This is a genomic window from Erysipelatoclostridium sp. An15, from assembly GCF_002160675.1.
In the GTDB taxonomy this organism is placed as follows: Bacteria; Bacillota_I; Bacilli_A; order Erysipelotrichales; family Coprobacillaceae; genus Thomasclavelia; species Thomasclavelia merdavium.
In genome coordinates, this window is record NZ_NFLA01000023.1 from 18,734 (window position 1) to 43,562 (window position 24,829).

The 24,829-nt window shown below is 33.2% G+C and carries 29 protein-coding genes and 1 pseudogene; 13 read left to right on the top strand and 17 right to left on the bottom strand.

Translation table 11 applies throughout. The features are described from left to right. Positions 1-9 precede the first annotated feature (9 nt). The 6 genes from B5E92_RS08535 to B5E92_RS08560 all read right to left on the bottom strand — a co-directional run bounded on the left by B5E92_RS08535 (position 10) and on the right by B5E92_RS08560 (position 5,914). Positions 10-657, bottom strand: coding sequence for a TrkA family potassium uptake protein (locus B5E92_RS08535; protein WP_087301286.1), 648 nt, complete (start codon positions 655-657; stop codon positions 10-12). An 11-nt stretch (positions 658-668) separates the two neighbouring features. Then, on the bottom strand, positions 669-3,479 hold the full coding sequence (locus tag B5E92_RS08540) for a cation-transporting P-type ATPase (protein ID WP_087301288.1): 2,811 nt from the start codon (positions 3,477-3,479) through the stop codon (positions 669-671). Positions 3,480-3,795: 316 nt separating this feature from the next. After that, a complete protein-coding gene (locus tag B5E92_RS08545; RefSeq protein WP_087301290.1) occupies positions 3,796-4,416 on the bottom strand; it encodes a LytTR family DNA-binding domain-containing protein in 621 nt (206 codons plus the stop codon). Continuing rightward, positions 4,410-5,033: a hypothetical protein gene (locus B5E92_RS08550; protein WP_087301291.1), complete on the bottom strand. Its 624-nt coding sequence runs from the start codon at positions 5,031-5,033 to the stop codon at positions 4,410-4,412. The genes B5E92_RS08545 and B5E92_RS08550 overlap by 7 nt, the downstream gene beginning before the upstream one ends. A gap of 108 nt (positions 5,034-5,141) precedes the next feature. Further along, positions 5,142-5,501, bottom strand: a complete 360-nt coding sequence (locus B5E92_RS08555) for a hypothetical protein (protein WP_239406432.1) — start codon at positions 5,499-5,501, stop codon at positions 5,142-5,144. Between the two features lie 227 nt (positions 5,502-5,728). Further along, entirely contained in the window at positions 5,729-5,914 is a 186-nt protein-coding gene (locus tag B5E92_RS08560) for a MerR family transcriptional regulator (protein ID WP_087301293.1), read from the bottom strand. Between the two features lie 156 nt (positions 5,915-6,070). Here B5E92_RS08560 and vanR point away from each other — a divergent pair, with 156 nt between their 5' ends. From vanR to B5E92_RS08580, 4 genes are all read left to right on the top strand, one after another. After that, positions 6,071-6,763 carry a VanR-ABDEGLN family response regulator transcription factor gene (vanR, locus tag B5E92_RS08565; protein WP_087301295.1) on the top strand — a complete coding sequence of 231 codons (693 nt, stop codon included), beginning with the start codon at positions 6,071-6,073 and terminating at the stop codon, positions 6,761-6,763. After that, positions 6,744-7,844: a cell wall metabolism sensor histidine kinase WalK gene (locus B5E92_RS08570; RefSeq protein WP_239406433.1), complete on the top strand. Its 1,101-nt coding sequence runs from the start codon at positions 6,744-6,746 to the stop codon at positions 7,842-7,844. The genes vanR and B5E92_RS08570 overlap by 20 nt, the downstream gene beginning before the upstream one ends. Positions 7,845-7,941: 97 nt before the next feature. Further along, entirely contained in the window at positions 7,942-8,454 is a 513-nt protein-coding gene (locus B5E92_RS08575; RefSeq protein ID WP_087301299.1) for a VanZ family protein, read from the top strand. A gap of 113 nt (positions 8,455-8,567) precedes the next feature. Further along, positions 8,568-9,284 (top strand): C39 family peptidase, encoded by a 717-nt coding sequence (locus tag B5E92_RS08580; RefSeq protein WP_087301301.1) that lies wholly within the window; start codon positions 8,568-8,570, stop codon positions 9,282-9,284. A 65-nt stretch (positions 9,285-9,349) separates the two neighbouring features. Here B5E92_RS08580 and B5E92_RS08585 read toward each other — a convergent pair whose 3' ends face one another. Both B5E92_RS08585 and B5E92_RS08590 read right to left on the bottom strand, forming a co-directional pair. Next, entirely contained in the window at positions 9,350-10,174 is an 825-nt protein-coding gene (locus B5E92_RS08585; RefSeq protein ID WP_239404202.1) for a MurR/RpiR family transcriptional regulator, read from the bottom strand. Beyond that, positions 10,152-10,925 (bottom strand): metallophosphoesterase, encoded by a 774-nt coding sequence (locus B5E92_RS08590; RefSeq protein ID WP_087301303.1) that lies wholly within the window; start codon positions 10,923-10,925, stop codon positions 10,152-10,154. The genes B5E92_RS08585 and B5E92_RS08590 overlap by 23 nt, the downstream gene beginning before the upstream one ends. A gap of 161 nt (positions 10,926-11,086) precedes the next feature. Here B5E92_RS08590 and B5E92_RS08595 point away from each other — a divergent pair, with 161 nt between their 5' ends. Further along, complete coding sequence (locus B5E92_RS08595) at positions 11,087-11,710, top strand: hypothetical protein (RefSeq protein ID WP_087301305.1); 624 nt, start codon at positions 11,087-11,089, stop codon at positions 11,708-11,710. Positions 11,711-11,796: 86 nt separating this feature from the next. Here B5E92_RS08595 and argF read toward each other — a convergent pair whose 3' ends face one another. The 3 genes from argF to hflX all read right to left on the bottom strand — a co-directional run bounded on the left by argF (position 11,797) and on the right by hflX (position 14,275). Further along, positions 11,797-12,783 carry an ornithine carbamoyltransferase gene (gene argF / locus B5E92_RS08600; protein WP_087301307.1) on the bottom strand — a complete coding sequence of 329 codons (987 nt, stop codon included), beginning with the start codon at positions 12,781-12,783 and terminating at the stop codon, positions 11,797-11,799. Positions 12,784-12,846: 63 nt separating this feature from the next. Beyond that, positions 12,847-13,035, bottom strand: coding sequence for a hypothetical protein (locus tag B5E92_RS08605; protein ID WP_087301309.1), 189 nt, complete (start codon positions 13,033-13,035; stop codon positions 12,847-12,849). 13 nt (positions 13,036-13,048) lie between these two features. Further along, positions 13,049-14,275, bottom strand: a complete 1,227-nt coding sequence (gene hflX, locus B5E92_RS08610) for a GTPase HflX (protein WP_204245251.1) — start codon at positions 14,273-14,275, stop codon at positions 13,049-13,051. 49 nt (positions 14,276-14,324) lie between these two features. Here hflX and B5E92_RS08615 point away from each other — a divergent pair, with 49 nt between their 5' ends. From B5E92_RS08615 to B5E92_RS08635, 5 genes are all read left to right on the top strand, one after another. Beyond that, the gene (locus B5E92_RS08615) at positions 14,325-15,233 is read left to right on the top strand and encodes a nucleoside recognition domain-containing protein (RefSeq protein WP_087301313.1); all 909 of its coding nucleotides are present in this window, start codon (positions 14,325-14,327) and stop codon (positions 15,231-15,233) included. Between the two features lie 119 nt (positions 15,234-15,352). Continuing rightward, positions 15,353-16,210, top strand: a complete 858-nt coding sequence (locus B5E92_RS08620; protein ID WP_087301315.1) for a Cof-type HAD-IIB family hydrolase — start codon at positions 15,353-15,355, stop codon at positions 16,208-16,210. Between the two features lie 317 nt (positions 16,211-16,527). Next, complete coding sequence (locus B5E92_RS08625) at positions 16,528-16,917, top strand: transcriptional repressor (RefSeq protein WP_087301317.1); 390 nt, start codon at positions 16,528-16,530, stop codon at positions 16,915-16,917. A gap of 21 nt (positions 16,918-16,938) precedes the next feature. Then, the gene (gene rbr, locus B5E92_RS08630) at positions 16,939-17,523 is read left to right on the top strand and encodes a rubrerythrin (protein ID WP_087301319.1); all 585 of its coding nucleotides are present in this window, start codon (positions 16,939-16,941) and stop codon (positions 17,521-17,523) included. Between the two features lie 138 nt (positions 17,524-17,661). Then, complete coding sequence (locus tag B5E92_RS08635; protein WP_087301321.1) at positions 17,662-18,264, top strand: PTS transporter subunit EIIB; 603 nt, start codon at positions 17,662-17,664, stop codon at positions 18,262-18,264. Here B5E92_RS08635 and B5E92_RS08640 read toward each other — a convergent pair. The 6 genes from B5E92_RS08640 to B5E92_RS08675 form a co-directional block, all read right to left on the bottom strand. Further along, complete coding sequence (locus tag B5E92_RS08640; protein WP_069989194.1) at positions 18,257-19,930, bottom strand: recombinase family protein; 1,674 nt, start codon at positions 19,928-19,930, stop codon at positions 18,257-18,259. The two genes, B5E92_RS08635 and B5E92_RS08640, sit on opposite strands and share 8 nt — an antisense overlap. A 77-nt stretch (positions 19,931-20,007) precedes the next feature. Continuing rightward, positions 20,008-20,181 carry a transposon-encoded TnpW family protein gene (locus B5E92_RS08645; RefSeq protein WP_002604472.1) on the bottom strand — a complete coding sequence of 58 codons (174 nt, stop codon included), beginning with the start codon at positions 20,179-20,181 and terminating at the stop codon, positions 20,008-20,010. 455 nt (positions 20,182-20,636) lie between these two features. Further along, complete coding sequence (locus tag B5E92_RS08660; protein ID WP_002604473.1) at positions 20,637-20,879, bottom strand: helix-turn-helix domain-containing protein; 243 nt, start codon at positions 20,877-20,879, stop codon at positions 20,637-20,639. After that, positions 20,863-21,300, bottom strand: a complete 438-nt coding sequence (locus B5E92_RS08665) for a sigma-70 family RNA polymerase sigma factor (protein WP_003502131.1) — start codon at positions 21,298-21,300, stop codon at positions 20,863-20,865. The genes B5E92_RS08660 and B5E92_RS08665 overlap by 17 nt, the downstream gene beginning before the upstream one ends. A gap of 473 nt (positions 21,301-21,773) precedes the next feature. Beyond that, the gene (rlmN, locus tag B5E92_RS08670; RefSeq protein ID WP_052802844.1) at positions 21,774-22,757 is read right to left on the bottom strand and encodes a 23S rRNA (adenine(2503)-C(2))-methyltransferase RlmN; all 984 of its coding nucleotides are present in this window, start codon (positions 22,755-22,757) and stop codon (positions 21,774-21,776) included. 16 nt (positions 22,758-22,773) lie between these two features. Then, positions 22,774-22,959: a cysteine-rich KTR domain-containing protein gene (locus B5E92_RS08675; protein WP_003431289.1), complete on the bottom strand. Its 186-nt coding sequence runs from the start codon at positions 22,957-22,959 to the stop codon at positions 22,774-22,776. A 246-nt stretch (positions 22,960-23,205) separates the two neighbouring features. Here B5E92_RS08675 and B5E92_RS08680 point away from each other — a divergent pair, with 246 nt between their 5' ends. From B5E92_RS08680 to B5E92_RS08690, 3 genes and pseudogenes are all read left to right on the top strand, one after another. Then, the gene (locus B5E92_RS08680; protein WP_002584957.1) at positions 23,206-23,562 is read left to right on the top strand and encodes a helix-turn-helix transcriptional regulator; all 357 of its coding nucleotides are present in this window, start codon (positions 23,206-23,208) and stop codon (positions 23,560-23,562) included. Positions 23,563-23,763: 201 nt separating this feature from the next. Further along, a complete protein-coding gene (locus tag B5E92_RS08685) occupies positions 23,764-24,093 on the top strand; it encodes a plasmid mobilization protein (RefSeq protein ID WP_002584958.1) in 330 nt (109 codons plus the stop codon). Continuing rightward, a pseudogene (locus tag B5E92_RS08690) lies at positions 24,054-24,389 on the top strand (relaxase/mobilization nuclease domain-containing protein); the annotation flags it as partial. The gene B5E92_RS08685 and the pseudogene B5E92_RS08690, both read left to right, overlap by 40 nt. Positions 24,390-24,829 lie beyond the last annotated feature (440 nt).

Genomic DNA, 24,829 nt, shown 5'->3' on the forward strand with positions numbered 1-24,829 from the left:
CCTCCATAATTATAAAATAGCTTGTTTAAATTCATTGATTGATTCTTCTAATACAGTAAAATAGACAACATCATTTTCCATAATTTTAGTATCTTTTAAAGGAATCATAGTTGTTCCATAGCGTTCAATAGCAATTACTTCAAATTCGCCATGACTAGTAATTTCTAAAACTGTTTTACCAATCATTGATAAACCAGCTTTGATTTTTACAACTCTAATTTCACTATCATCACCGATTTTTTTAATTACCTGCAAACGACTAGTATCAATATAATCCATAATTCTTTCAACACCTAATCCTGTTACTGAAATAATGTGGATTCCCATTGATCTAAAAATTCGAGCTTTTTTATTATCATACATACGGGCAATTACATTAGGAACATGATAAATATTATGAGCAATATGACTTACTACTGCATTTACTGCATCACTGCTTGAACAGCTAACTAAAGTATCTGCTGTTTTAATACCCGCTTTTTCTAAAATATCTTTGTCATAACCAATACCTAAAATAGTTTTCCCAGTAAAGTTATCATCTAAATTATTAAACGTTTCCTGACGGTTATCAATAATAACAACATCATGATTTAATCCATTTAAATATTTCGCTAAACGGGTTCCAAAATTCCCACAGCCAACAATTATTATTTTCATATTCTTCTCCTTTATTTTTTTCTTTTTCTCACAATTTTCTTTCTTAATTCTTCAATTCCAAATAGAATAAATGGAATTGGGATTAAATATAACCATTCATAAATTCCTAGTGGTGCTGTACCAAAAACACCATTAAAAAAAGGCACATAAACAATTAATAGTAAAATTACTATTTCAACTACAAAACCAAGATTTATATAATGGTTAGAAAAAATACCCCGCTTTAAAACTGACTCTGTTTCAGTACGATTGTTTAAAGCCATTGCAATTTGTCCAAAAACAACACCTGCTAACATCATTGTCGTTGCTTTTTGATAAACAAAAGTTCCTTCAGGAGCCAATGAAACATTTGGCCAGCCATATAAGTAATTGACTAAGAAATAACCACCTAAAGCAAATACAGTAAGCAATAATCCATACCAAAGAAATCCTCTAATAATTACTGATTTATTTAATAACCGCTCATCTAATGAACGTGGTGGCTGATTCATGATATTATCTTCACCATGCTCTGCACCTAGTCCTAAAGCAGGAACCATGTCAGTACCAATATCAATCGTTAAAATCTGCATGATCGTTAATGGTAAAGGAACTAAACCACCAGAAAATAGATATAACGCAGGAGCAGCAGCTTCTGGCGTATTACTATCGAAAATATAACGTAAGAATTTTCTAATATTATTATATACCGTCCGTCCTTCTTTAATAGCACTAACAATTGAAGCAAAGTTATCATCTGTTAAAATCATATCAGCTGCTTCTTTAGCTACATCTGTACCAGAAATACCCATTGCAACACCAATATCAGCTTTCTTTAATGCTGGTGAATCGTTAACTCCATCACCAGTTACCGCAACAATATTTCCTAATTCCTGTAAGGCACAAACAATTCGATATTTTTGATCTGGAGCCATACGTGCAAATACAACTTCACCTTTTAATACTTCTTTTAACTGGTCATCATCCATTTTTGCAAGTTCAACACCAGAAATAATTTTAGCGTCTTCACTTTGAATAATCCCAATTTTACGAGCAATACTTTCTGCTGTTAATCCATAGTCACCAGTTATCATAATAATCTTGATTCCAGCGCTACGGCATAAAGCAACTGCTTCTTTAACCTCTTTGCGAGGTGGATCTTGCATCGCAACTAAACCAAGAAATGTTAAATCACGTTCAATATTTTCTGGGGTATATTCCCTAATTGCACTTGGCAAACTTGGATCGTTGTGTGATAAAGATCGATAGGCAACCGCTAATACCCTTAAACCTTGTTTAGCGTATGAATCATTAGCTGCCATAATTTTTTGACGATCATCTTCACTTATTTGATTAGCTTTACCACCACTATAATATTTATTACAAAGTTCCATCACTTCTTTTGGAGACCCTTTAATAAAAGCAATCCGGTTACTTCCTTCAAATGGTTCCTTTAATTGATGAATTGTTGTCATTCTCTTACGATTTGACTCAAATGGCAACTCTAAAATTCGAGGATACTCTTGATTTAACTTTTTATAGTCAATGCCACCTTTTTTAGCGACAACACCCAAACATGCTTCTGTAGGATCACCTAAAACAGTATAACGAGCATTAGCACTGTTTTTACTTGGTGGTACCAACTTAGCATTTGAACATAATGCAGCTCCACTTAATAATAATCTTAAAGTGTTACTTTTATTAACTGTGATGATATTATCACCATCATGAATATTACCTTCACTACTATATCCTTCACCACTAACATCTAATTTGCTTTCAAACGTCCATAAATGATTAACCGTCATTTCATTTTGAGTTAAAGTACCGGTCTTATCTGAACAAATCACATTGGTACAACCTAAAGTTTCTACTGCTGATAATTTTTTAACTAAAGCATTTTCTTTAGCCATTCTTTGAACTGAAAGTGCTAGTGATAAAGTTACCGCTGGTAAAAGACCCTCAGGAATAAAAGCTACGATCATTCCTAAAGCAAAAATAAATGATTCCATGATTGGATCTTGGATAATGAAAACAGCAATCAACATAAATGCAATCCCAACACTTAAAGCAATTGCAGCAATCTGTTTAGTTAAAATATTAAGTTCTTTTTGTAATGGGGATAATGTCTTTTTAGTATTTTGTGTTAAATCGGCAATCTTACCAAATTCAGTTGCCATACCAGTTTTAACTACAACACAATGACAAGTTCCTGAAGAAACAGTCGTTCCTGTAAAAATCATATTTGCAGCTTCAAGATAACTAGTTTCTTCTTTTAAAGCTTCATAATTTTTTCGAATCGGATTACTTTCACCGGTTAAAGTTGATTGGTCAACTTTAAAATCACTACAACGTAAAATTCTAGCGTCACCACTAATCCGATCCCCTTCTTCTAAAATCATAATATCGCCAGGGACAATATCCTCCGCTAATATTTTTACCTCTTGATTATTTCTAACTACCCTTGCATATGAAGGCATCATTTTTTGCAAAGCACCAGTAGCCTTTTCTGCTTTAAATTCTTGGAAAAATGAAAAAAAGCCGTTTATTAAATTGACACAGAAAATAGATATCCCAAGTTCAACACTACCAGATATAATTGCAATGATTCCACCACACCATAAAAGCAGTGCCATCAAACTTGTAAAGTTCGATATAAACTTTTTAAATAATGAATCCTGCTTTTTCTTGGTGATTACATTTTTACCATATTTTTCTAATCGTTGACTTACTTGAATATCTGACAATCCTTCCATACTAGTTTCCATTGACTTGTATGCTTCGACCGGTGTCATGTAAATAATTTGGCTTTCAACTAATTCGTCTTTTTTATTTAAAACCATATAAAACTCTCCTAATTACTATAATAACTAAATAAATATTTAAAAATTTCTAACTTAAATTACCACTAAATAAAATTCTTCCCCCTTTCAAGGTCTGTCAAAGATAAAAGATTTAACATATACTAATAGTAATTTACCTGAATTCTTTTAACTTTAAATACCGTTATTTAAGTAATCTTACATTGAATAAATAAAGCAATCGCTTTATGACAGACTCCACCACTTATTCAACGAACCATATCTTAGCACGCAAGATATTAAGAATGTATAAAGATTGAAACTTTAATATTAAAAAAGTACTAACATTTTGTTAGTACTAAAGATCTTTAATTACTTGTTGAAATTTCTTTCCAACAGGAATAGTTATCCCATTTTCTAATTTCAATTCACGATTATTTTTTTGTTTTAAATAATGCTTATTAACTAAATATGACTTATGAACCTGAATAAAACCATATGGTTTTAACTTATCTAACGTTGTAGAGAGCTTTTCTCTTACTCGCACATTAGCACTTTTACTATGAATAATTAAATAATGAGCAAAAGATTCAATATATACAATATTATCAATTTTCATTCTTACCGTTTGATAGCTTGATTTAAAATCAATATAGGACTCTAATCCTTGCTTAAAATATTCTAACTGACCTCTAATAAAATCAATATCTTCTTGCAAATGATCCTTACGAATAAATGCTAGCGGTTTATACTCTAATAATTCAAACATATACTTACCATCACTAACCATAAAAACAAGCCCCTGATAATTAACTAAATTAGAAATTCCATCAATATTATCATCTATTTCTTTTATTATAATACAATTATTATCTACCATTTCTTCATCGATAAACTCAACAGTTTCTAAACTATTTTTAAGTAATGATTTCAACATTTCATTACTTTCCTTTTGACAAACTAACAATACCTTTAACACTTTTTCAAATCCTCAATTTCTTTAATATGCAAATAGAAACTGTTTTTATCATTTAAAACACTTCTTAAATTAAATTTATCAACAATTATTACCCCATTTTCCTCTAATAATGAAAATGCCTGTTCAAATCTTCCTTTTTTCATATCATCAATACCTGCTGGTAAAACAGAAAACAAACTACCATCTTTTAATAAAAATGTCATTTTTAACTGATAACCAGCTTGTCCATAAAGCATCGTAAAACGTACATAAGATAATTGTACACTATAAATTTCACTAGTTTTTATTTCCAAATTACACAAATCAGGTTTTTTCATTATTATCATAATAGCTCGATACCACTTTTGTAAATAACTACCAGCTCGATAATGACATACCTCTTCATTAGAAAACTCTAAATACTCATTTGCTCCAAAAAGTGGGGTTGCTAATAACACAACTACTATAAAAATAATCAATGATACTAACAAATTAACTCTAGAATCACTAATAAAATAACGTCCAACCAAATTATAAAATCCAACAGCCCCCATCAAGCCAAATATGCTCCATTCTACATATCCCGCTAAAATAGTTTTGATTCCAATCCTTTCACCAATAATAACTTTTTCTTTCATCCTAAATCCCTCCTTACACCTTCATTATATTCATTAAAAAACTAAAGAAAATGACTTAGGCATAAACGGCGATTTTGATGACATCAACGTTATAAAAAATTAAATACATTAATTTTCATCATCTTTTTTAAACCTAGAAAAAAGAGAATCGGTATTTCTTGGATTATCTAAATGATATTTTTTAGCCCACTTTTTAAAATGAATATCTAAATACTTATTTAACGCTACTGCATCTTTATTTTGATAAAGAGTTACTAAATCTAATGGATCATTTATTTTTAAATTATTCTTTTTAAAATATTTGAATAACATAACTATACTATCATTATTCAATATTTGAAATGAATAGGTATCATAACTAGTACGAATATCAATATCAACATAATAATTTAAATAAACCCGAATAATATCTAACGGTCTTAATTCACTACACATTGATAAATCAATTTCTTTTATTTCATCAATCATGATCTTTATACCGTTTTAATCGATACTACGTTGATTACAAAATAATGTTTCTTTATCAACCCAATTAGTAATTGATTGATTATTAAAACTAACTTTAACCCGATTTCTTTTTATATAATCATTGATCTTTTGATCAATATTATCTAATTCTATTTTATTATGTTCAATAAATTATTTTTTCTTTTCTAAAGCCTCTCTAATTGAAAGTTTATTATCCAATATTAACTTTATTTCATCAATTGATATCTCCTTTCTCGTAACAGCTTAATTAACTTTAAAATTTCAATATTATTTTGACTATAATTACGATAATTATTATCATCCCTTGCTACTGTAATCAATCCCTCTTTTTCATAATACAATAAAGTCTGTTTAGGAATTCCTACCATTAATTCTACATCATGTGCTTTCATAATATTCATCTCCTTTAACCATATTTAACACTATATAGTAACTATATCGTCAATAGTTTTTCATGTTATTTTTTTATTTCTTACAATTTTCTTAAATATTTTTTAATTATTTGTATTTTTTAGTAAATTAAGCTAAGATGAAATCGAGGTGGTATTATGGCTTATAATATTTTAGTTGTTGATGATGAACAGTCTATTGCTGACTTAATTGAATTATATTTACAAAACGAAGGTTATCAGGTGTATAAATATTATCATGGTAAAAAGGCATTAGATAGTTTAGATAAAAATCACTATGATTTAGCTATTCTTGATGTGATGATGCCTGATTTAGATGGGTTTAGTTTATTAAAAGAAATACGACAAAAATATTTTTTCCCAGTTATTATGTTAACGGCTAAGAGTAATGATATGGATAAAATCAACGGTTTAACATTAGGTGCTGATGATTATCTAACTAAACCATTTAATCCATTAGAATTAGTTGCCCGTATCAAAACTCAAATTCGTCGTTATACGCGCTATAATACAAATGATATATCTACTAATCAGCAAGTATATGATTTTAATGGGTTAATGATCAATAATGATACTCATAAATGTACCCTTTATGATCAACCGTTAAATTTAACACCAATTGAATTTTCCATTTTATGGTATTTATGTTCAAAACGTGGCACTGTAGTAAGTTCTGAAGAGTTATTTGAAGCTGTTTGGCAAGAGAAATATTTAGATAACAATAATACTGTAATGGCCCATGTTGCAAGACTACGCGAAAAAATGCACGAGAATGCTCGTAAACCAAAGTTTGTAAAAACTGTATGGGGTGTTGGATACACAATTGAATAATTCTCATTTTAAACAAAGTTTAACTGCTAGTCTAATCAAAAAAATAGCTATTACTGTAAGTATTACATCCATCGCTTTTATTATTTTATTATTATATTCTTATGAAGTATATCACTTATATATTTGGCAGGAATATGATTTAGTCTATCAATTAGCACAAGTAATTAAAGATAATTTAGTCACTATTTTTATTACTATGATTGCTGTTAATGCAATCATTATCTTTTCATTTCGTTATCGTGAATCAATGCAATATATCGAAAAAATGCTTGAAGCTGGTAAAATATTAGTTGCTGATAATGATACTATGATCAAACTACCATATGAATTAAAAGAAATTGAAGATCAAATGAATCAAATCAAGCGCGAATCATTACAAAACAAACACGCTATTAAACAAGCTGAACAACAAAAAAATGATTTGTTATTATATTTAGCCCATGATTTAAAAACACCACTAACATCAATCATTGGTTATCTTAACTTATTAGTTAATCAACCAGAGTTATCAGCTAAAGAACGAGCTGATTATACTAAAATTGCTTATGATAAAGCAATTCGCTTAGAAGAATTAATTGAAGAATTCTTTTCAATCGCTAAATATAATCTTAGTGATACGGTAATTGAAACAGAAACCGTTAATTTATCAATTATGTTAGCACAGATTTCATATGAATTTATGCCTTTATATCAAGAAAAAAATTTGAATTGCCTTACTCAAATTACTGAAAATTTAAAAGTCCAAATTGATATTAATCAATTTGAACGAGTTTTTGATAATCTAATTCGAAATGCCATAAATTATAGCATTGAAAATTCTGATATTATAATCGGTGCTAGACAGGAAAATGATGATATCATCATCACTGTTTCCAATGCAATTGATAAAAATAAAACCTATAACATTGACCACATTTTCGAACCATTTGTACGGCTTGATGAGTCTCGTAATAGTAAAACTGGTGGTTCTGGACTAGGTTTAGCAATAACAAAAAAAATTGTTGAATTACATCATGGTACTATAAGCGCTGCTATTGATGATGGTAGAATTACTTTTACTATCAAATTGCCCACTGTATGATTTTTGTAAGAATTTCTTTAGAGAATAAAAAAACATTAACTATTCGACTTTGATATTATAATCATGTCGAATAGTTTTTTTGTTAGGAGGGAATAATTTGGAAAATAAAAAGAATAAACTATATCAAATACTTATATTTCTATGTTCAATCCTTTATCTAGCTTTATTGATAAAAATTATAATTTTAAAAAACGGAGCTATTTATCATAATAATATTAATTTACAATTATTTTCTTTTCTTCGTGAATACCAGCATTTAGGATTGACATTTAATTTAATTGTTAATGTTTTAGGTAACATTGTTCTATTTATCCCTTTAAGTATTATTCTAAAATATTATTTTAGTTTTTTAAGTAATGGGCATATTATTTTTATTGGAACATGTACTAGTTTATCGTTTGAACTAATCCAGTTAGCAACTAGATGGGGTATTTTTGATATCAATGATATTATTTTAAATGCTATTGGCTGTATCTTCGGTATCTTGATTTATATAGTAATTAAAAAATTAAAAAGTTCTAATTTAGTTACAACTTTATTTTTATCTAGTTTTACTACAATGAGTATCTTATCTGTTTACACGTATTATCCACGTTTTATCATGATGTAAAGGAGCTTTATTATGACAGAGAAAACAAATTATAAAAATATCTTACTAATTATTTTAGCTTTGGGGACAATCATCATTTATTCAATTATCACAAAATATTTCTCAATGAATCTATGATCAAAAAAATTCCAGCGTTTATTGGGTTTATCGCTATATTATTGATTGGCTATTTATTTCTTCAAATAATCCCACCACTACTTTATCAAAATGATAATGATATAACCCAAACAACTGATTGTCCCCAATACATAATAGATTTTGTCGCTAAAAATCCACAAGCTAGCGAATTAAAAGATAATTATACTACTAAACAAAATAATGAACCTATTGAATTGGCAAGTCCTGATGGAATTCCTTTATATATCCAATGGGATTCACGCTGGGCTTTTAACAAATATGGTGATGAAATAATCGGTACTGCCGGATGTGGACCTACTTGTCTAGCTATGGTTAGTGTTGGTTTGACTGGCAACATCGAATATAATCCCCGTTATATTGCTAACTATGCACAAAATAATAATTATCTTGAAGGCAGTAAGACATCATGGTCTTTAATGCAGGAAGGTTGTCGTGATTTTGGTTTAAAAGCAACTCCAGTTACTTTAAATAAAGCTGCTATGATCAACGAACTTAATCAGGGACACCCAATTATTTGTAGTGTTCGTCCTGGAGATTTTACCGATACTGGTCATTTTATCGTTATTACTAAAGTTAAAGATAATAATTTTATCGTCAATGATCCAAATAGTCGTGAAAACAGCCAGCGACAATGGAGTTATGAACGATTATCATGGCAAATCAAAGCTATGTGGTCTTATTCTTTATTATAAAAAATACAGCATGTAATACATATCTTATCTACTTGACAAGGTATGTATTAATGCTGTATTTTAGTTTACTTTCCTTTTGCTTCAGTTCCATATTTTAAATGATATAATGCTTCCAATACTTCAAAAATATAAGTTATTGAAAACTTCCCAATCAATGAATGATGATCAGTGCCTACTTTTAAGATCATATCTACTTTATCACTATAAACAAAATCATCTAATTGTGAAATAACAATTTTATAAGCTGGACTTTTAGAAATAACTCTCATAACATCCGGATGATCAATCATAAATCCTCCGGCAATACTAGAAACAATAATAACATCGTTTTCATCTAAGCTTTCAATTATTACAACCTGCTGTTCTAATGGATACATTCCGCTACATTCTTTTCCTAAATATGATAATTCAATTTGCAGCTGCATTGATACTGATTGGGTAAAAAAATTACCAGCGAAACACACATTATTAGCTTCATGAATTTTATCAACAATAAAATCTAAGTCATCATATGAAACACTATCATATGTTTTTTGTAGATTATCTAAAATATTATCAAAATGAGCTTTAAAAACTTCTTTCCCTTTATGTAAATATTCCCTTTTTGGTAACTGATGATCAAATTGTAATCTTAAAGTATCACGATTAAAATAATTTAAATTCATCGTAACATCCATTTTAAAATCTGCAAAAGACTCATAATTCAACTTTCGACATAACCTGGATATCGTAGCAGTTGAAACAAAACATAAATCCGCAACATCTGTAATTGTACATTCAGGTATTAAATAAATATTTTGTAAGATCTTTCTAGCTGCATTAGCATAAACATCATTTACATTAGTTGTATTTATAAAATTAATTAAATTATAAAAAGCTCCCCTCATCATTCGCTCCCTCCTTTTTAATAACTGTAATTTTACCATCATTTAAACATAAACAATTTAACTGGCCATAAATACTGCCACAAGCCAATCCACCATCAATTCCGATTTTATTTTGATTAACTGTATCAAACCAGATATTAAAACTACGATCTTCATTTAATAAAACTGTCGGTGTATGACCAAAAATATATACTTTAGTTAAATCACCACGAGCATAATAGAAATCATTTCTAATCCATAATAAATCTTGAACCCGTTGTTTTTCTAGAGGATAACGTGGATTAATTCCGGCATGTACTAAAATAAATCTTTTTTTATTTACCGTTATTTCTAAATAATTTGGTAAATTGACTAAATATTCATAAAGCTGTTTTAAAAAAGCATCTCTAACTACTCGATAATCATCGTGGGTTAACTTATCTTTTTGTAAATAGCTGCGAATACTTTGCATCGTCGTATTACCGCCATTTGCCATCCATATTTTTAAAGCTTTACTAGGATAATCGAAATCATTATAATAAATACCATAATACAAAGCTTCTTGCATCATGTATTCATGGTTTCCTTTTAATAAAATTATATTATCATGTTTTTGAATATAAAATATAAGTTTTAATGTATCTGGCCCACGATCACAAATATCACCGATTATATATAATAAATCATCTTGATTAAAGTTAATTTTTTCTAATAATTTAATAAATAAATCATAATATCCATGGATATCACTTACTACATAGATTCTTTTTGACATTTTCTCACCTAACTATAATTGATATTTAAAATTATACAACTAATTATAGTAACTGTCATTGGTTTTAGTTTATGGTTTTTAATGAAAGCGGTTTCTATTTTGGAAAAAATCACATTTTTTCTTAATTTTTGTTTATACTTATTTTTAAAGGAGGGGTTAATATGGTTGATGAATTTTACTCAGATATCAATTTAGAATTGTTTTTTCAATGGATAGTTGGTAATCAAAATAAATATGATCAGAAAATGGAATGTTTTACTACTGATATTGATGATCGTGGTAAAAAAATTAATTTCATTTACCATAACATTAAAGGTGCCATCGTCATTTGGACTAGCGGAATTATTGAAGAACAAATAGTCGATGAAGATGAAAATATGTTATTTTATCTCCATTATCAACTAGTAAATCTCTCACAAGGACAAAAATTATTTTATGATTTCTATGAAGCCTTAACAAAACATCAAAAACAATTTCCAGTAAAAATTGTTCTTTGTTGTTCTGGTGGTCTATCATCAACATTCTTTGCAACTAAACTTGCTGAATTAATCTCCTTGAAACATCTAAATTATGAAATCATTCCGATTGGTTTCTATCAGTTAGACAGCAGTTATTTAGACTGTGATGCCTTATATTTAGCACCACAGATTTCATTTTTAGAACCTAAAGCAATGAATATTGTCAAAAATAAAGTTCCTGTCCGCACTATTTCAGCTAGTATCTATGCAACGTATAATTATCGTGGTTTATTAGATATGATTACAAAAGAAGACTTCTCTAAATAATAATTGACTCCTCTAAAAAAGCGGAACGAAATAAACCTCCATTATTTGTATGTCCAAATAACAGGGTTCATTTCAATGTCCCGCTTTTATTTTCCTAAAGTTGCTACCATAACTGCTTTAATAGTATGCATCCGGTTTTCAGCTTCATCAAATACTACCGAATTTTCACTTCTAAAGACTTCGTCTTCAACTTCACGAATATCGATACCTTGTTCATATTTTTCTTTAGCTAATGTTGTTTCAAAATCATGGAAAGATGGTAAACAATGCATAAATAAAGTATTAGGATTACCTGTCTTAGCCATCATTTCTCTAGTTACTTTATATGGCGTTAACATTTTAACTCGTTTTGGATATAATTCTTCAGGTTCCCCCATTGATACCCAAATATCTGTATAAATAACATCAGCATCTTTAACAGCTTCATCGACATTATCACTAACTGTAAAAGATCCTCCTGATTTTTTAGCTTCATTTTGACAATATGCTACTACTTCAGGATCCATTTCTAATTCTTTTGGACCTAATGCCACAAAATGCATTCCCATTTTAGCAGCACCATACATTAATCCATAACATACATTATTACGAATATCACCGGTAAAAACAAATTTTACTTCATTTAATGGTTTGTCTAAATGTTCTTCAATTGTTAAAAAGTCAGCTAATGTCTGTGTTGGATGATCAACATCAGTTAAACCATTCCATACTGGAATCTTTGAATGTTTAGCTAAAGCTTCAACAGTACTTTGCTCAAAACCTCTAAATTCAATTCCATCATACATTCTTCCTAATACTTTAGCTGTATCTTCAATTGATTCTTTTTTCCCCATTTGTGAATTACTTAAAAATGTTACATTAGCTCCTTCATCATGACCAGCTACTTCAAAGGCACATCTTGTTCTAGTTGATGTTTTTTCAAACAATAAAACAATATTTTTTCCTTTTAAACGATCCCCTAAGCGTCCTTCTTTTTTTTCTTTTTTTAGCTGATGAGCTAAGTCTAGTAAATATCTAATTTCTTCTTTACTATAATCTTTTAAGGTTAAAAAACTTCTTCCGTGTAAATTCACTTTAAAACCTCCCTTGGCATTAATAATATTTTTAATTCTAGCAAAAAAATAAGCAATAATCAACTAATTGATTATTGCCGGTTTATCTTCTTCTTTTTCGAACATTTCCTTAATGTTATCTTTAGATTTAATTACCAATTCTCTAATTTGATGCAATGTTTCATCAGTAACTAGAATATCAAATGCTTCTTGAGCCGATGAAGCTTCCACTGCAATTGATAAATCTAGACGAAAGAGTTTTTTATCATCCATGATAAGACCTCCTTTAATTTTCTAATAAATACTGTTTATATCTAACAATAAAACCAGGATGAGCAGATATTTTCATATAAATACTATTTTCTAAATACTCAGATTCTAACACTAAACAATGCTGATGTAAATACTTAAATACTTCACCATCTTGATATGGAATATTTAATTGATAAATAGCATAATCTTTAAAGAGGATAGCGCTGATGTTTTTTTCTAGCTGATCTAATCCAATATGCTCCTTAGCCGAAATAAATACGTATGGCTCCTTAGGAATAACTAAACCATATTTATTTAAATCAATTTTATTATAAGCATAAATCATCGGCGTATCCTTAATTCCTAATTCCTTTAATACCTGATTAGTAGTTTCAATACATTGGTCATAATTTTCATTAGAAGCATCAACAACATGGATCAATAAATCAGCTTCTAATACTTCTTCTAATGTTGAACGAAATGCATCAATCAATTGATGCGGTAAACGATTTATAAAACCAACTGTATCACTCATTAAACAAGGACATTTATTTATTTCAATATATCTAGTAGCAGTCTGTAAAGTTGCAAATAACATATTTTTCTGTAAAACATGTTTTGATGAATTATTACAAAAAGCATTCAATAATGTACTTTTACCACTATTTGTATAACCAACTAATGCAATTACTGGTAGTTCATTATCTTTTCTTTTTCGTCTTTGAGTTTGACGCTGTTTGACAATTTTAGCTAATTGTCGTTTAGCTTGTGTAATCTGATTAGCAATCAAACGGCGATCTAATTCAATCTGCTTTTCACCACTACCTCGAAATCCAAAACCACCTTGTTGACTATATAAATGTTCTTTCATTCCCGCAAGTCGTGGTAATAAATATTGTCCTTTCGCAATTTCAACTTGAAGTTTAGCTTCTTTACTTTGAGCCCGAACTTCAAAGATCCTTAAAATCAAATCAGTTCGATCAGTTACTTCAGTATCTAAAATATCCGTTAAATTTTTAACTTGAAGTGGTGAAAGCTCCTCATCAAAAATAACTATATCAATATCATCTAAATCATTTTTGATTTCTTGGACTTTTCCAGTTCCAAGATATAAAGAAGGATTAATTTTATCTAAATTTTGAACAACTTTTTTAGCTACCTCGATATTACAAGCTTTACATAATTCGACTAGCTCGTCTAAAGACTTATCGATATCATAGCTCATATTATAATATTTTACACCTACAATTAATGCCTTCATTATTTCACCCTACTATATTTTACATTATCAAAATCAAGAAGGAAAGCTTATGAAAAAAATTAATTACTATTTTACTTTGATTTTAGTTGCTTTTATTACTTTATTTTCTTTTTTTAATATGTTTCAAATTGTCGCACTATCAAATAACGTAATTAAAATTGTTATCAATAATCTACTACCTTCATTATTACCATTTATGATTCTTATTTCCTTATGCCTTTTACTTGGCTTATTGAACTTCTTTAGTTATATAATTCAATGGTTTTTTAAACCATTATTTAAATTATCACCAATCATGTCTTCAATATACTTTATTTCTTTTTTTTGTGGTTATCCAACCAATGTAAAAATGATCAAAGAAGCCTATGAACTAAAATACATTAACCTTCAAGAACTGCAGCATTTATTATCCATTGCTTCTTTTGCCTCTATTTCTTTTATCTTTGTATCTTTAAATTTAGAAATACCACTAGTTATTTATATCTGTCATTTAATACCTAGTATAATAAAAGCCCTATGCTATCGTCAACATTATTCTTTTTTAAGTTTACAAGAAGCAATCGCTAAAATAAAACAACCGCATTTAAATTTCGTTGATGCCCTAAAAAAAAGTATCTTATCATCATGTTATGCATTTATTTTTATTTTAGGATACATGTTAGTATTTCAATTTATAGGTTATGCAATTAGTCACTTTATCAATGATTCCTTTATCAATGCTGTTATTTTAGGAATTTTAGAATTTAGCTCCGGCAGTCTTGGTTTATTACAGTTTGAACATACGCCATTAGTCTATAGTTTGATTTGTTTTAATTTATCATTTAGCGGGTTAAGTGTAATGATGCAAACTGATAATTTATTAGATGAAATCGATTATAGTTTTAAAAAATATTTCCTAGCTCGTTTATACCATGGTATTTTTTCGTTTATACTTTGTTATTTATATTTGAGTATTTGATATAATTTTATCAAATTACTTTATTATATATCAGAAAAATTGACTTATATTTTCATTTTTGATAAAAGCAATTATTTTATTTGTGAAATTTAGTATAATGGATACAGCGAGGTGGAATTATGGAAAATAGTTATAAAGTAATTATTATGGATGTTGATGGCACTTTAACAAATAGTGAAAAAATTGTTACGCCAAAAACAAAAGAAGCATTAATTAAAGCAGAAGAAAAAGGAATTAAATTGATTTTGGCTTCAGGACGGCCAACTTCAGGATTAGTTGATTTAGGAAAAGAACTAGAAATGGATCGTTATCATGGTTTATTTGTTTGTTATAACGGAAGTAAGGTCGTTGATTGTCAGACAATGGAAACATTGTTTAATCAGCCATTATCAGTTGCTGAAGGTAAAGCAGTCTTAGAACATATGAAAAAATTTGATCGAGTTCGTCCAATGATTGATAAAGGTGAATATATGTATGTAACAAATGTATATGACAATTATATCAATTTTAATGGTAAACCATTCAATGTTTTTGAATATGAATCACGTGGTGGTAAATATAAATTATGTGAAGTAGATGATTTAGCTAAGTTCGCTGATTTTGAAATTAATAAAATTTTAACTACAAGCGACCCTGAATATTTACAAGCTAATTATCAAGAAATGATGGCACCATTTAAAGATACTCTAAGCTGTATGTTTACTGGTCCTTTCTATTTTGAATTTACTGCTCAAGGAATTGATAAAGCTAAAGCATTAGATGCAGTTTTAAAACCAATGGGTTATAAACAAGAAGAAATGATTGCTTTTGGTGATGGTCAAAACGATGCCTCTATGGTTAAATATGCTGGTTTAGGTGTTGCAATGGCTAACGCTGTTGATGAATTAAAAGAAATCAGTCAATATATCACTGGTTCAAATGATGAAGATGGTATTGCTGATGCATTATATAAATTTATCCCAGAATTAAATGATTAAAATAAAGCAGGATTAAAGACTATTTGATATAGTTTTTGATCTGTTTTTATTTTTAAAAGCATTATTATATACATAAAGTTGTATTATAATGCTTATTTATGTAAAATATAAACGAACGAAAGGAGCAAAATAAGTATCTTTTCTTAGACATTACTATTTTTCAAATGGGTTATTTATAAATTTAATAAAATAAACATTAATATTAATATCTTTTTTAAAATTGATTAAAGTTTCTAACTTATGCAAAACAGTTGACTAAACCAACAAAAGAATATATTATAATAGTAACCATTACTATTTATGTAAAGGAGGTAACAATGCCAAAAACTAGATATTCCAAGCAACGTGAACTTATCTACAACAATTTAATTGCAAGACATGACCACCCAACTGCTGAAGCAATTTATAGTGATTTAAAAAAGGATCACCCTGAATTAAGTTTAGGTACCGTATATAGAAACCTTAACTTTTTAGCGGATGCCCAAATGATCAGAAAACTTGATGTTGGCCAAAACATAGTCCATTTCGACGGGGACTTAAGTGACCATTATCATTTTATCTGCAATAATTGTAAAAAAGTTTTTGATATTAATTACCAGGATGAAAAAATTAGTAATGTTGTAAAACAACAAACAAACCATCGAATTGAAAAAATAGAAATTGTTTTCAGCGGTACATGTGAATGTTGTTTAAAAAAAGAAAATTAGGATATGGAGGAAAATTTACTTATGACACTTAAAGGAACAAAAACTGCAAATAATTTAATGCATGCTTTTGCAGGAGAAAGCCAAGCTCGTAATCGTTACACTTACTATGCTTCAATCGCTAAAAAAGAAGGATATGTACAAATTCAAAATATCTTCTTAGAAACAGCAAATCAAGAGAAAGAACATGCTAAAAGATTAATGAAATTCTTAAATAAAGATTTAGCTGGTGAAACAGTATATACTGAAGGAAATTTCCCAGTATTACTTGGAAACACTGCTGAAAATTTAAAAGCAGCTGCTGCTGGTGAAAACGAAGAATATAGCGAAATGTATCCAAGCTTTGCTAAAACTGCTCGTGAAGAAGGATTTGAAGAAATCGCTTCTGTTTTAGATAGTATTGCAATTGCTGAAAAACATCATGAAGCTAGATATTTAAAATTATTAGAAGCTTTAGAAAATGGTACTACTTTCAAACGTGAAGCACCAGTAGTATGGAAATGTAATAACTGTGGATTCATCTATGAAGGTTTAGAAGCACCTGAAAGATGTCCAGCTTGTGATCATCCTCAAGCACATTTTGAAGTTAATACTTTCTTTTTAGGGTAATAACTATAATGGCTAAATAAACGGTCTTTGTAAAATAAGCTATCATTAATAACGATTGTCCTATTTTACAGGACCTTTTTTCTTTACTAAAATTATGTATAATATTAGTAAAGAAATTCATTTTTATTAGGAGGAAAAATGAGTAAGTTTGAAAATGACGCTCAAGAATTATTAAAATATATTGGTGGAACAGCAAATATTCGTGCTGTAACCCATTGTGTAACTAGGATGCGTTTTGTCTTGATTGATTCAAGTGTTGCTGATATCTCTAAAATTGAATCTATTCCATCTGTTAAGGGGACATTTAATCAATCTGGACAATTTCAAGTAATTATTGGTAATGAAGTAGCTAATTTCTATAATGATTTTATTAAAATAAGTAATATTGAAAAAAATGACCAAGAAACAATAAAAAATAATGATTCTAAACAAAACCATGTTCAAAGAATAGTTGCGATACTCGGTGAAATCTTTGCCCCATTAATTCCGGCTTTAATTTGTGGCGGTTTAATTTTAGGTTTTAGAAACATTATTAGTGAAATTAATTTTTTTAATAATGGCACTCAAAGCTTAACAGATATTTATCCATTTTTAGCTAGCTTTGATCATTTTCTATGGTTAATTAGTGAAGCAATATTCCCATTACTTCCAGTAGGAATTGTCTGGTCAATAACTAAAAAAATGGAAACCACACAAATATTAGGAATTATATTAGGTCTAACTTTTGCTGGGGTTAGATAGCGATACTTTTTACATCTACCATGTTACGGCGGTCATGGTTGACAACTTGCGTCGGCTCCTGCTCGGTATCAACCTGTCCGACAAAGCTGTAATGGATTTCGATTTTCCGGGTGTTGGTTTCCCGGTCTAATTCATGTATCAAAATACGGTCGATAAACTCATGGACGTTTTCATAGGTCAATTCCTGTATGTCGCTGTATTTCCCGACAATCTGAATAAACCTTGATATATCCCTTTTTCGCTCGGTAACGGTTGCGATCTGCTGTTGTAACTCGTCTATCCTTGCGGCAAGGGATTTCTTTTCGTCCTCGTAGCCGGAAGTTAGAAACACAAACCGTTCATCTGTCAGTCTGCCTAATGCGTTGTCCTCGTACAGCTTGCGGAAAAGCGTGTCAAGTTCGGTCATACGCGCCTGTGCTTTGGAAAGTTCCTTTTGCTGCTGCGCTAATGCCTTTCTCGCTTCCATGTCGCCGTACTCGGTAGCTTTACAGATAAAGTCCTGTTCGTGTTCCTTAACATACTGCAAAACCCGCCGCATATCTTCCAGCACTAAATCAAGAAGTACGTTTTTGCGGATATAATGAGAGGTACACTCGCTGCCTGTCCTTGCCCTGTTGCGCCATGCGCCGCAAGAATAGGAAAACCTGCGCGGCTCGATATTTACGCCCTGTTGGTAATACATCTTATGTCCGCAACCAGCGCAAAACAGCAAGCCGGAAAAAATATCAATCTCCGCTGCTTTTGTCGGGCGGTGGCGGGTAGCAATCCGCTTTTGCGCAAGTTCAAAGGTTTCCTCGTCAACAAGCGGCTCATGGGTGTTTGGGAAGAAATAGCGTTGTTCTTCTTCGTTCTTCCGGGTCTTTTTCGACTTGTAGGATACCTTGTGAGTTTTCGCGGTTATGGTATGCCCTAAATATTCCTGCCTTGCTAATATGTCATAGAGCGTTTTGTCCGGCCAAGTATAGGGGGCGATCATTGCCCGCTGATACCGCGCCTGTCCTGTGCGCTGATAGCGCAACGCTCCAATCGTCAAGACTTTGTTTTCCGCAAGCCATTTTTGGATTTCGCACATACGCACGCCGCTAACAAACATAGCGAAAACCTGTTTGACAATCGGCGCGGTTTCCGGGTCGGGTATAAGGTGGTGGCGGTTGTTCGGGTCTGGGATATAGCCGTATGGATATTCCCCGTTGACACGCTCGCCTTTTTGCGCCTGTGCCTGTTTAACTGCACGGATTTTCTTGCTTGTATCGCGGGCGTAAAACTCGTTAAACCAGTTCCGCAAGGGGGTAAACTCGTTATCCTCCCGCGCTGTGTCAACTCCGTCGTTAATCGCGATATAGCGCACTCCGTTTTCGGGAAATACAATCTCTATGAGTTCGCCCGTTTTCAGATAGTTTCTGCCAAGACGGGAGAGGTCTTTGGTAATAACCGTCGCCACTCGTCCGGCTTCCACTTCCTGCAACATCGCTTGCAGCCCCTCGCGCTCAAAACTCACGCCGGAAAATCCGTCGTCCACAAAAAACTTTGTGTTCAAAAAATGGTGTTCGTCCGCATAGCGTTGAAGTATCATTTTTTGGTGCTGTATGCTTCCGCTTTCTCCGGCCTGCATATCCTCTTGACTTAAACGGCAGTAAAGGGCGGTGATTTTATTCGACTGTAACATTAGTCCTCCTTTCCGACAGCCGAATAAACAGGTATAATGTGTTGCTATCATTATACCATATCCCGCCGCCTAATGCACTACTCGGACGCTAAAAAGCCCGGATTTCCGGGCTTTTTCTGCAAATCCTTTACAATGAGTTTTTCAATCTTTTTATGGATTGTATCGGTTGCCTTTTCACTCGGCAACGCTTGAACAAGATAGGTGATTTTCCCTATTTTGCGTTCGGTTGTAATTGTCTGTTTTTTATCCATTAGAAAAACCTCCTTTTCCTGTATGGATAAACTATATTCGTCAAAAGGCAAAACGGGCGGTTGTTAGCTGCAACCTCACGGGAGTTTCACCCCGGCCCATGCTTATGGGTGCGCCGCGCAATACTTTGAGGGTGTTCAACGCGGGAGTATCATTGTGCCGCCTTGTATGTCGTCGCCCACAAGCTGCTAAACTTGTTTTACGGCGCGGTAGTTCTCGCTCGACTTTTCCCCAACGGGGAAAAGCGGTCATGGCGTACCCGCCGCCCGGCTCGGTACAGACGGAATGTACCCGTTGCCTGTTATGCTGCGCACCAAAGGCCGCTTTCTTTGTCAAGGAACAATAGGCTTTGTCGGCCTGTAACAGTACACCGTTTCCGATGTGCTGTTACGGAACGACAAATAGCCCATAACGGGAAGCGTGGAAAGGGGACACGCTCCCCGCATGGGCTAAAAGATTATCCTACATGAAAAGCAAGGGTGCGGGTAATAAGGCGCACTTGCAGCCTGTTACGCATTTCCTCGTCCACATAGGAATAGGTATTGCCCGCGTCGTCTTTCAGCGTGCGGGTACAAAGTTTCGCTATGTAACCCTCGTAATGCTTCAAGATCGCGCACATGGCGGTTGTGTCGCCGTTTGCCGCTGCGGAAATGACAGGGAACGGCAACAGATTTTCAGATTTCCTAACGGTATTCATCATCTGCTTTTCCCTCCAAATACTGTTTGATTTTCGCAAGCGCGGATTTCCTGTGCCGGAAAACCGTCGTGCGTACAACATTCAGCAGTTCAGCAATTTCCGCGTCGCTCATGTCCAAGAAGTAGGACAAAAGGATAATGTCGCGTTTCCTTTCGGGCAAAGCGTTAAGGGCTTCGGCAAGCAGTTCATTTTTGACGAGTACATCAAAGCCGGACACTTGAAAACGGAAATAATCGCTTTTGTATTCGTCCGTTGTGAAAAGCTGCGCGAGTTCGCTTTCGCTCAAATCCGAAAAAGGTACTTCGCGTGCTGCGCGTTTCGCAAGAGTGCGGCGGTGGCTTTTCGCTTCGCCAACCAAAGTTTTCTTTGCTAATGCGTCGTACTGATGTTGTATTCTTTCCTTGTCGGAAGAAGATAGCTCCATAGAGTTCACCTCCTTCCCGCGTGGAGTAGAGGACGGGAGTTAAGGGCTTGTCCTCTCTGCCCCTTTCGCTCCGTACCCGTTCGGGAGATGGCTCTTGAGTGCGTTTTTCAGAAAAAAGTTGAAAAAAGCAAAATGCGCCCGTCCGCAAGACGCGGACGAGCGCAAAGGAAATGTAAGAAGTATTTAGATGTATTGACAGTTCATACTCATAGCCGGAATATCCCGCTTGCGGAGCATAGCTTTTTTTGACCGCAAAGCATTAGGCGGGTTACAGTAAATAAAAATGGACACGGCGATACCTCCCCGATACCGCCGTATCCTTAAAAAAGGGCGACTTTAATACACTACCCGCAATCCATTCTATAATAGGGAACAGCGGCTTTTGCGCAATATTAAATAAAAAAGCCGATAACACATAGGTTTTTTGACCTAATGCGTTATCGGCTCTGCGTCTATGCGTCTGGCACTTTTAATCATTTTTTTTTGAATTTATTATATGTGTTAGCTAACTGTCCACAAGCCGCGTTAATCTCTCTGCCATGAGAAACTCTTATAGTAACTTCAAGTCCTGCTTGCTCTAATTGATGTTTGAATGCAACTATTTCCCGTTTCTGTGGTGCTTTAATTCTTGAATTGCTTGTTGGGTTGTATTGTAACACGTTAATCATAACTTTTTTGCCCCGAAACCATTTTGCAAGTTGTCTTACATCTGAGGGCCGGTCATTTATACCCGGTAAAAGCAAATACGCAAAGACAATTTTGCGATTATGCCTTTCAGAATAGGATAAGGCTTGCTTAACAACATCTTCAATAGCATATATGCGCATGTGAGGAATAATACGATTTCTTGCAGATTGTGTTGCTGCGTGTAAAGATATTGTCAACTGAATTTTAAGATGTTCCTCGCGCAATTTTTTTAATTGATCGACCGGACCAACTGTTGATATGGTAATGCCGTCGGTTGGAAAGTTGAGCCCATATCTATCTCGGAGAATATGGATTGCTTTTATCAAGTTGTCATAATTGAATAAAGGCTCTCCCATACCCATAAAAACGATACGGTTTACTTTTCGACGCAACAATATAATCTGTTGTACGATTTCTGACGATGTTAGATTACGAACAAAGCCATTTCGCCCGGACTCACAAAAAATACAACCAACAGGACAACCGACTTGTGTGCTCACGCAAACAGTTCCACCATCTCGCCGCTTGATAAAAACCGTTTCAATGTATTTGTTGTCTTTCAGTTCGTAAACATACTTTTCAGTATCACTGCTTTTGCAAATATTTTTTACCAACATTGATAGATTTTTTTTGCGTGGTAATTGCTTATATAATTCTTCATATAAGGCTTTTGCTTCATTCTCGCCAATAACTTCCGACATTTCTTTGTAAGTAAATCCGTATGGATCATTCCGTACTTCCGCAGGCGTATATTTAGGTAAACGTTTCATTTTTATATCCTTTCTTCTAAATAATAAAAGTTTGTTTTTCTGTATTTTTGATTACAATCTCTAATTTTTCTACATCAATGATATGCGTCAATTTGCATTTAGGGCAGAAAAGAGGAAAATCTTTTAATACAGTATTATGAAATACTTGAACTCTCGTCTTTCCGTTACAAATCGGACATTTTATCCAATATTTTTTAAGCATTATATTTCACTCGTCCTTTTTACACAAAAAAGCCCATGTTGAAAATGGGAAAATCCTTTTTTTCAATGCTTATCTAATACGCATGCTATGCAACATAAACGCCGCCTCCTTTTACATAAATTTTATTTTATCAGAAAATCAGTCTACTGTCAATACACAACAGGAAGTATTTAACCTAATGATATGAATTGTGTGGACATATCCAAAAAGAAAGGTGAACTGTAAAATGTAACAGGGTGAATGAAAATGGCAAAAAGACCCGTACCATTGTACGACTTTAAGGCTTTCGGGGCAGCTATAAAAGCCGCGAGAAATGAATACGGCGAGAGCCGCAAAAAGGTAAGCGACGAGTTATATATTTCCCCGCGCTACCTTGCGAATATCGAGAACAAGGGACAACAGCCGAGTTTACAGGTATTCTATGACCTTGTAACCCGGTATCATATTTCGGTAGATCAATTTTTCTTCCCGAACAGCAATGCGGAGAAATCCACCGGGCGGCGGCAGCTTGACGCGCTGCTGGACGGTATGAGCGATAAAGGCATACGGATTGTAACCGCAACAGCAAGGGAGATAACGGAAGTCGAAAAAGCAGAGGATTAACCTCACAATATGAGAAATCGGGAGATTGCAGCGCATGGCGGCTGCAATCTTTTTTTGCGTCCAAAATCAAAGGAACGCGCAACAAATACCGCCTTTCGGTGGGGGTATGGAGTAGATAGCAAGCACAGCAAACGAGTACCCGTTTGCGGAAAATGCTTGTTGGGATAATCCCAAACCCTTATACCGAAAGGCGGTGCGGAAATGGAAAACCGAAAGAGAAATATACAGATGAAGTTTTACGTTACGGAAGAAGAAAAGCGGCTGATCGACGAGAAGATGAAGCAGCTTCCCATAAAGCAGTATGGGGCATACTTCCGTAAAATGGCGATAGACGGGTATATTCTTGTCGTTGACCGAAGCGACACAAAAGCATATATCCGGGAACTGCAAGCGGTGAGCCGGAACATCAACCAAATTGCAAAACGCGCCAATGCGACGGGGACGGTTTACAGGCAGGATATAGAGGACATTAAAAAGGCGGTGGACGAGATATGGCGGTTACAAAGACGCACCCTATTAAATCAACCTTAAAGGCTGCGATAGACTATATCTTAAATCCCGAAAAGACAGACGGGAAGCTGCTTGCGTCCTCTTTCGGCTGCGGGCTGGAAACCGCCGATATTGAGTTTGCATGGACGCGGGAAGCTGCCGGAGATCGCGGCACACATTTAGGGCGGCACTTGATACAATCCTTTGCGGTGGGAGAAACCACACCGGAAGAAGCGCACAAAATCGGCATGGAACTTGCCGGGGCGGTATTAGGCGGCAAGTATGAGTTTGTTTTGACAACTCACGTCGATAAAGACCATCTGCATAATCACTTGATTTGTGCGCCCATAAGGGGCAGAGTAAATCCGCTTAGCAAGCGGCAGGCGTGAGGTTTCATGCCTGTGGTCAACGGCTAACCTGGATGGGGAAACCCAAAGGGGACAATAGCACGACCGTAACGCTGTGAGTTGGCAAGTTGTCATGCCACGACTGAGCAGCAAGACCAAAGTTCATATGAGGATAAAGCCTACACTGGTTGAACGGCAGTCCGAGGGACATTTGTGGTGGTCGCAGCGGAAGACAGCTATATCCGCTGCGCTGTGCATCTCCGCCAGAAAAGATGACTGGCAGGAGCGAAACCGATGTGCAGCCCGTATGTATTGTTAATGTCAATATAAAATTTACCAAAAGTGTTAGTTTAATTTTCACCAGTTCTGGTTGTTATGATCATCATCCTCAATCATGGATATCTTATCCTTTGTTCGATATGACCTTCCTG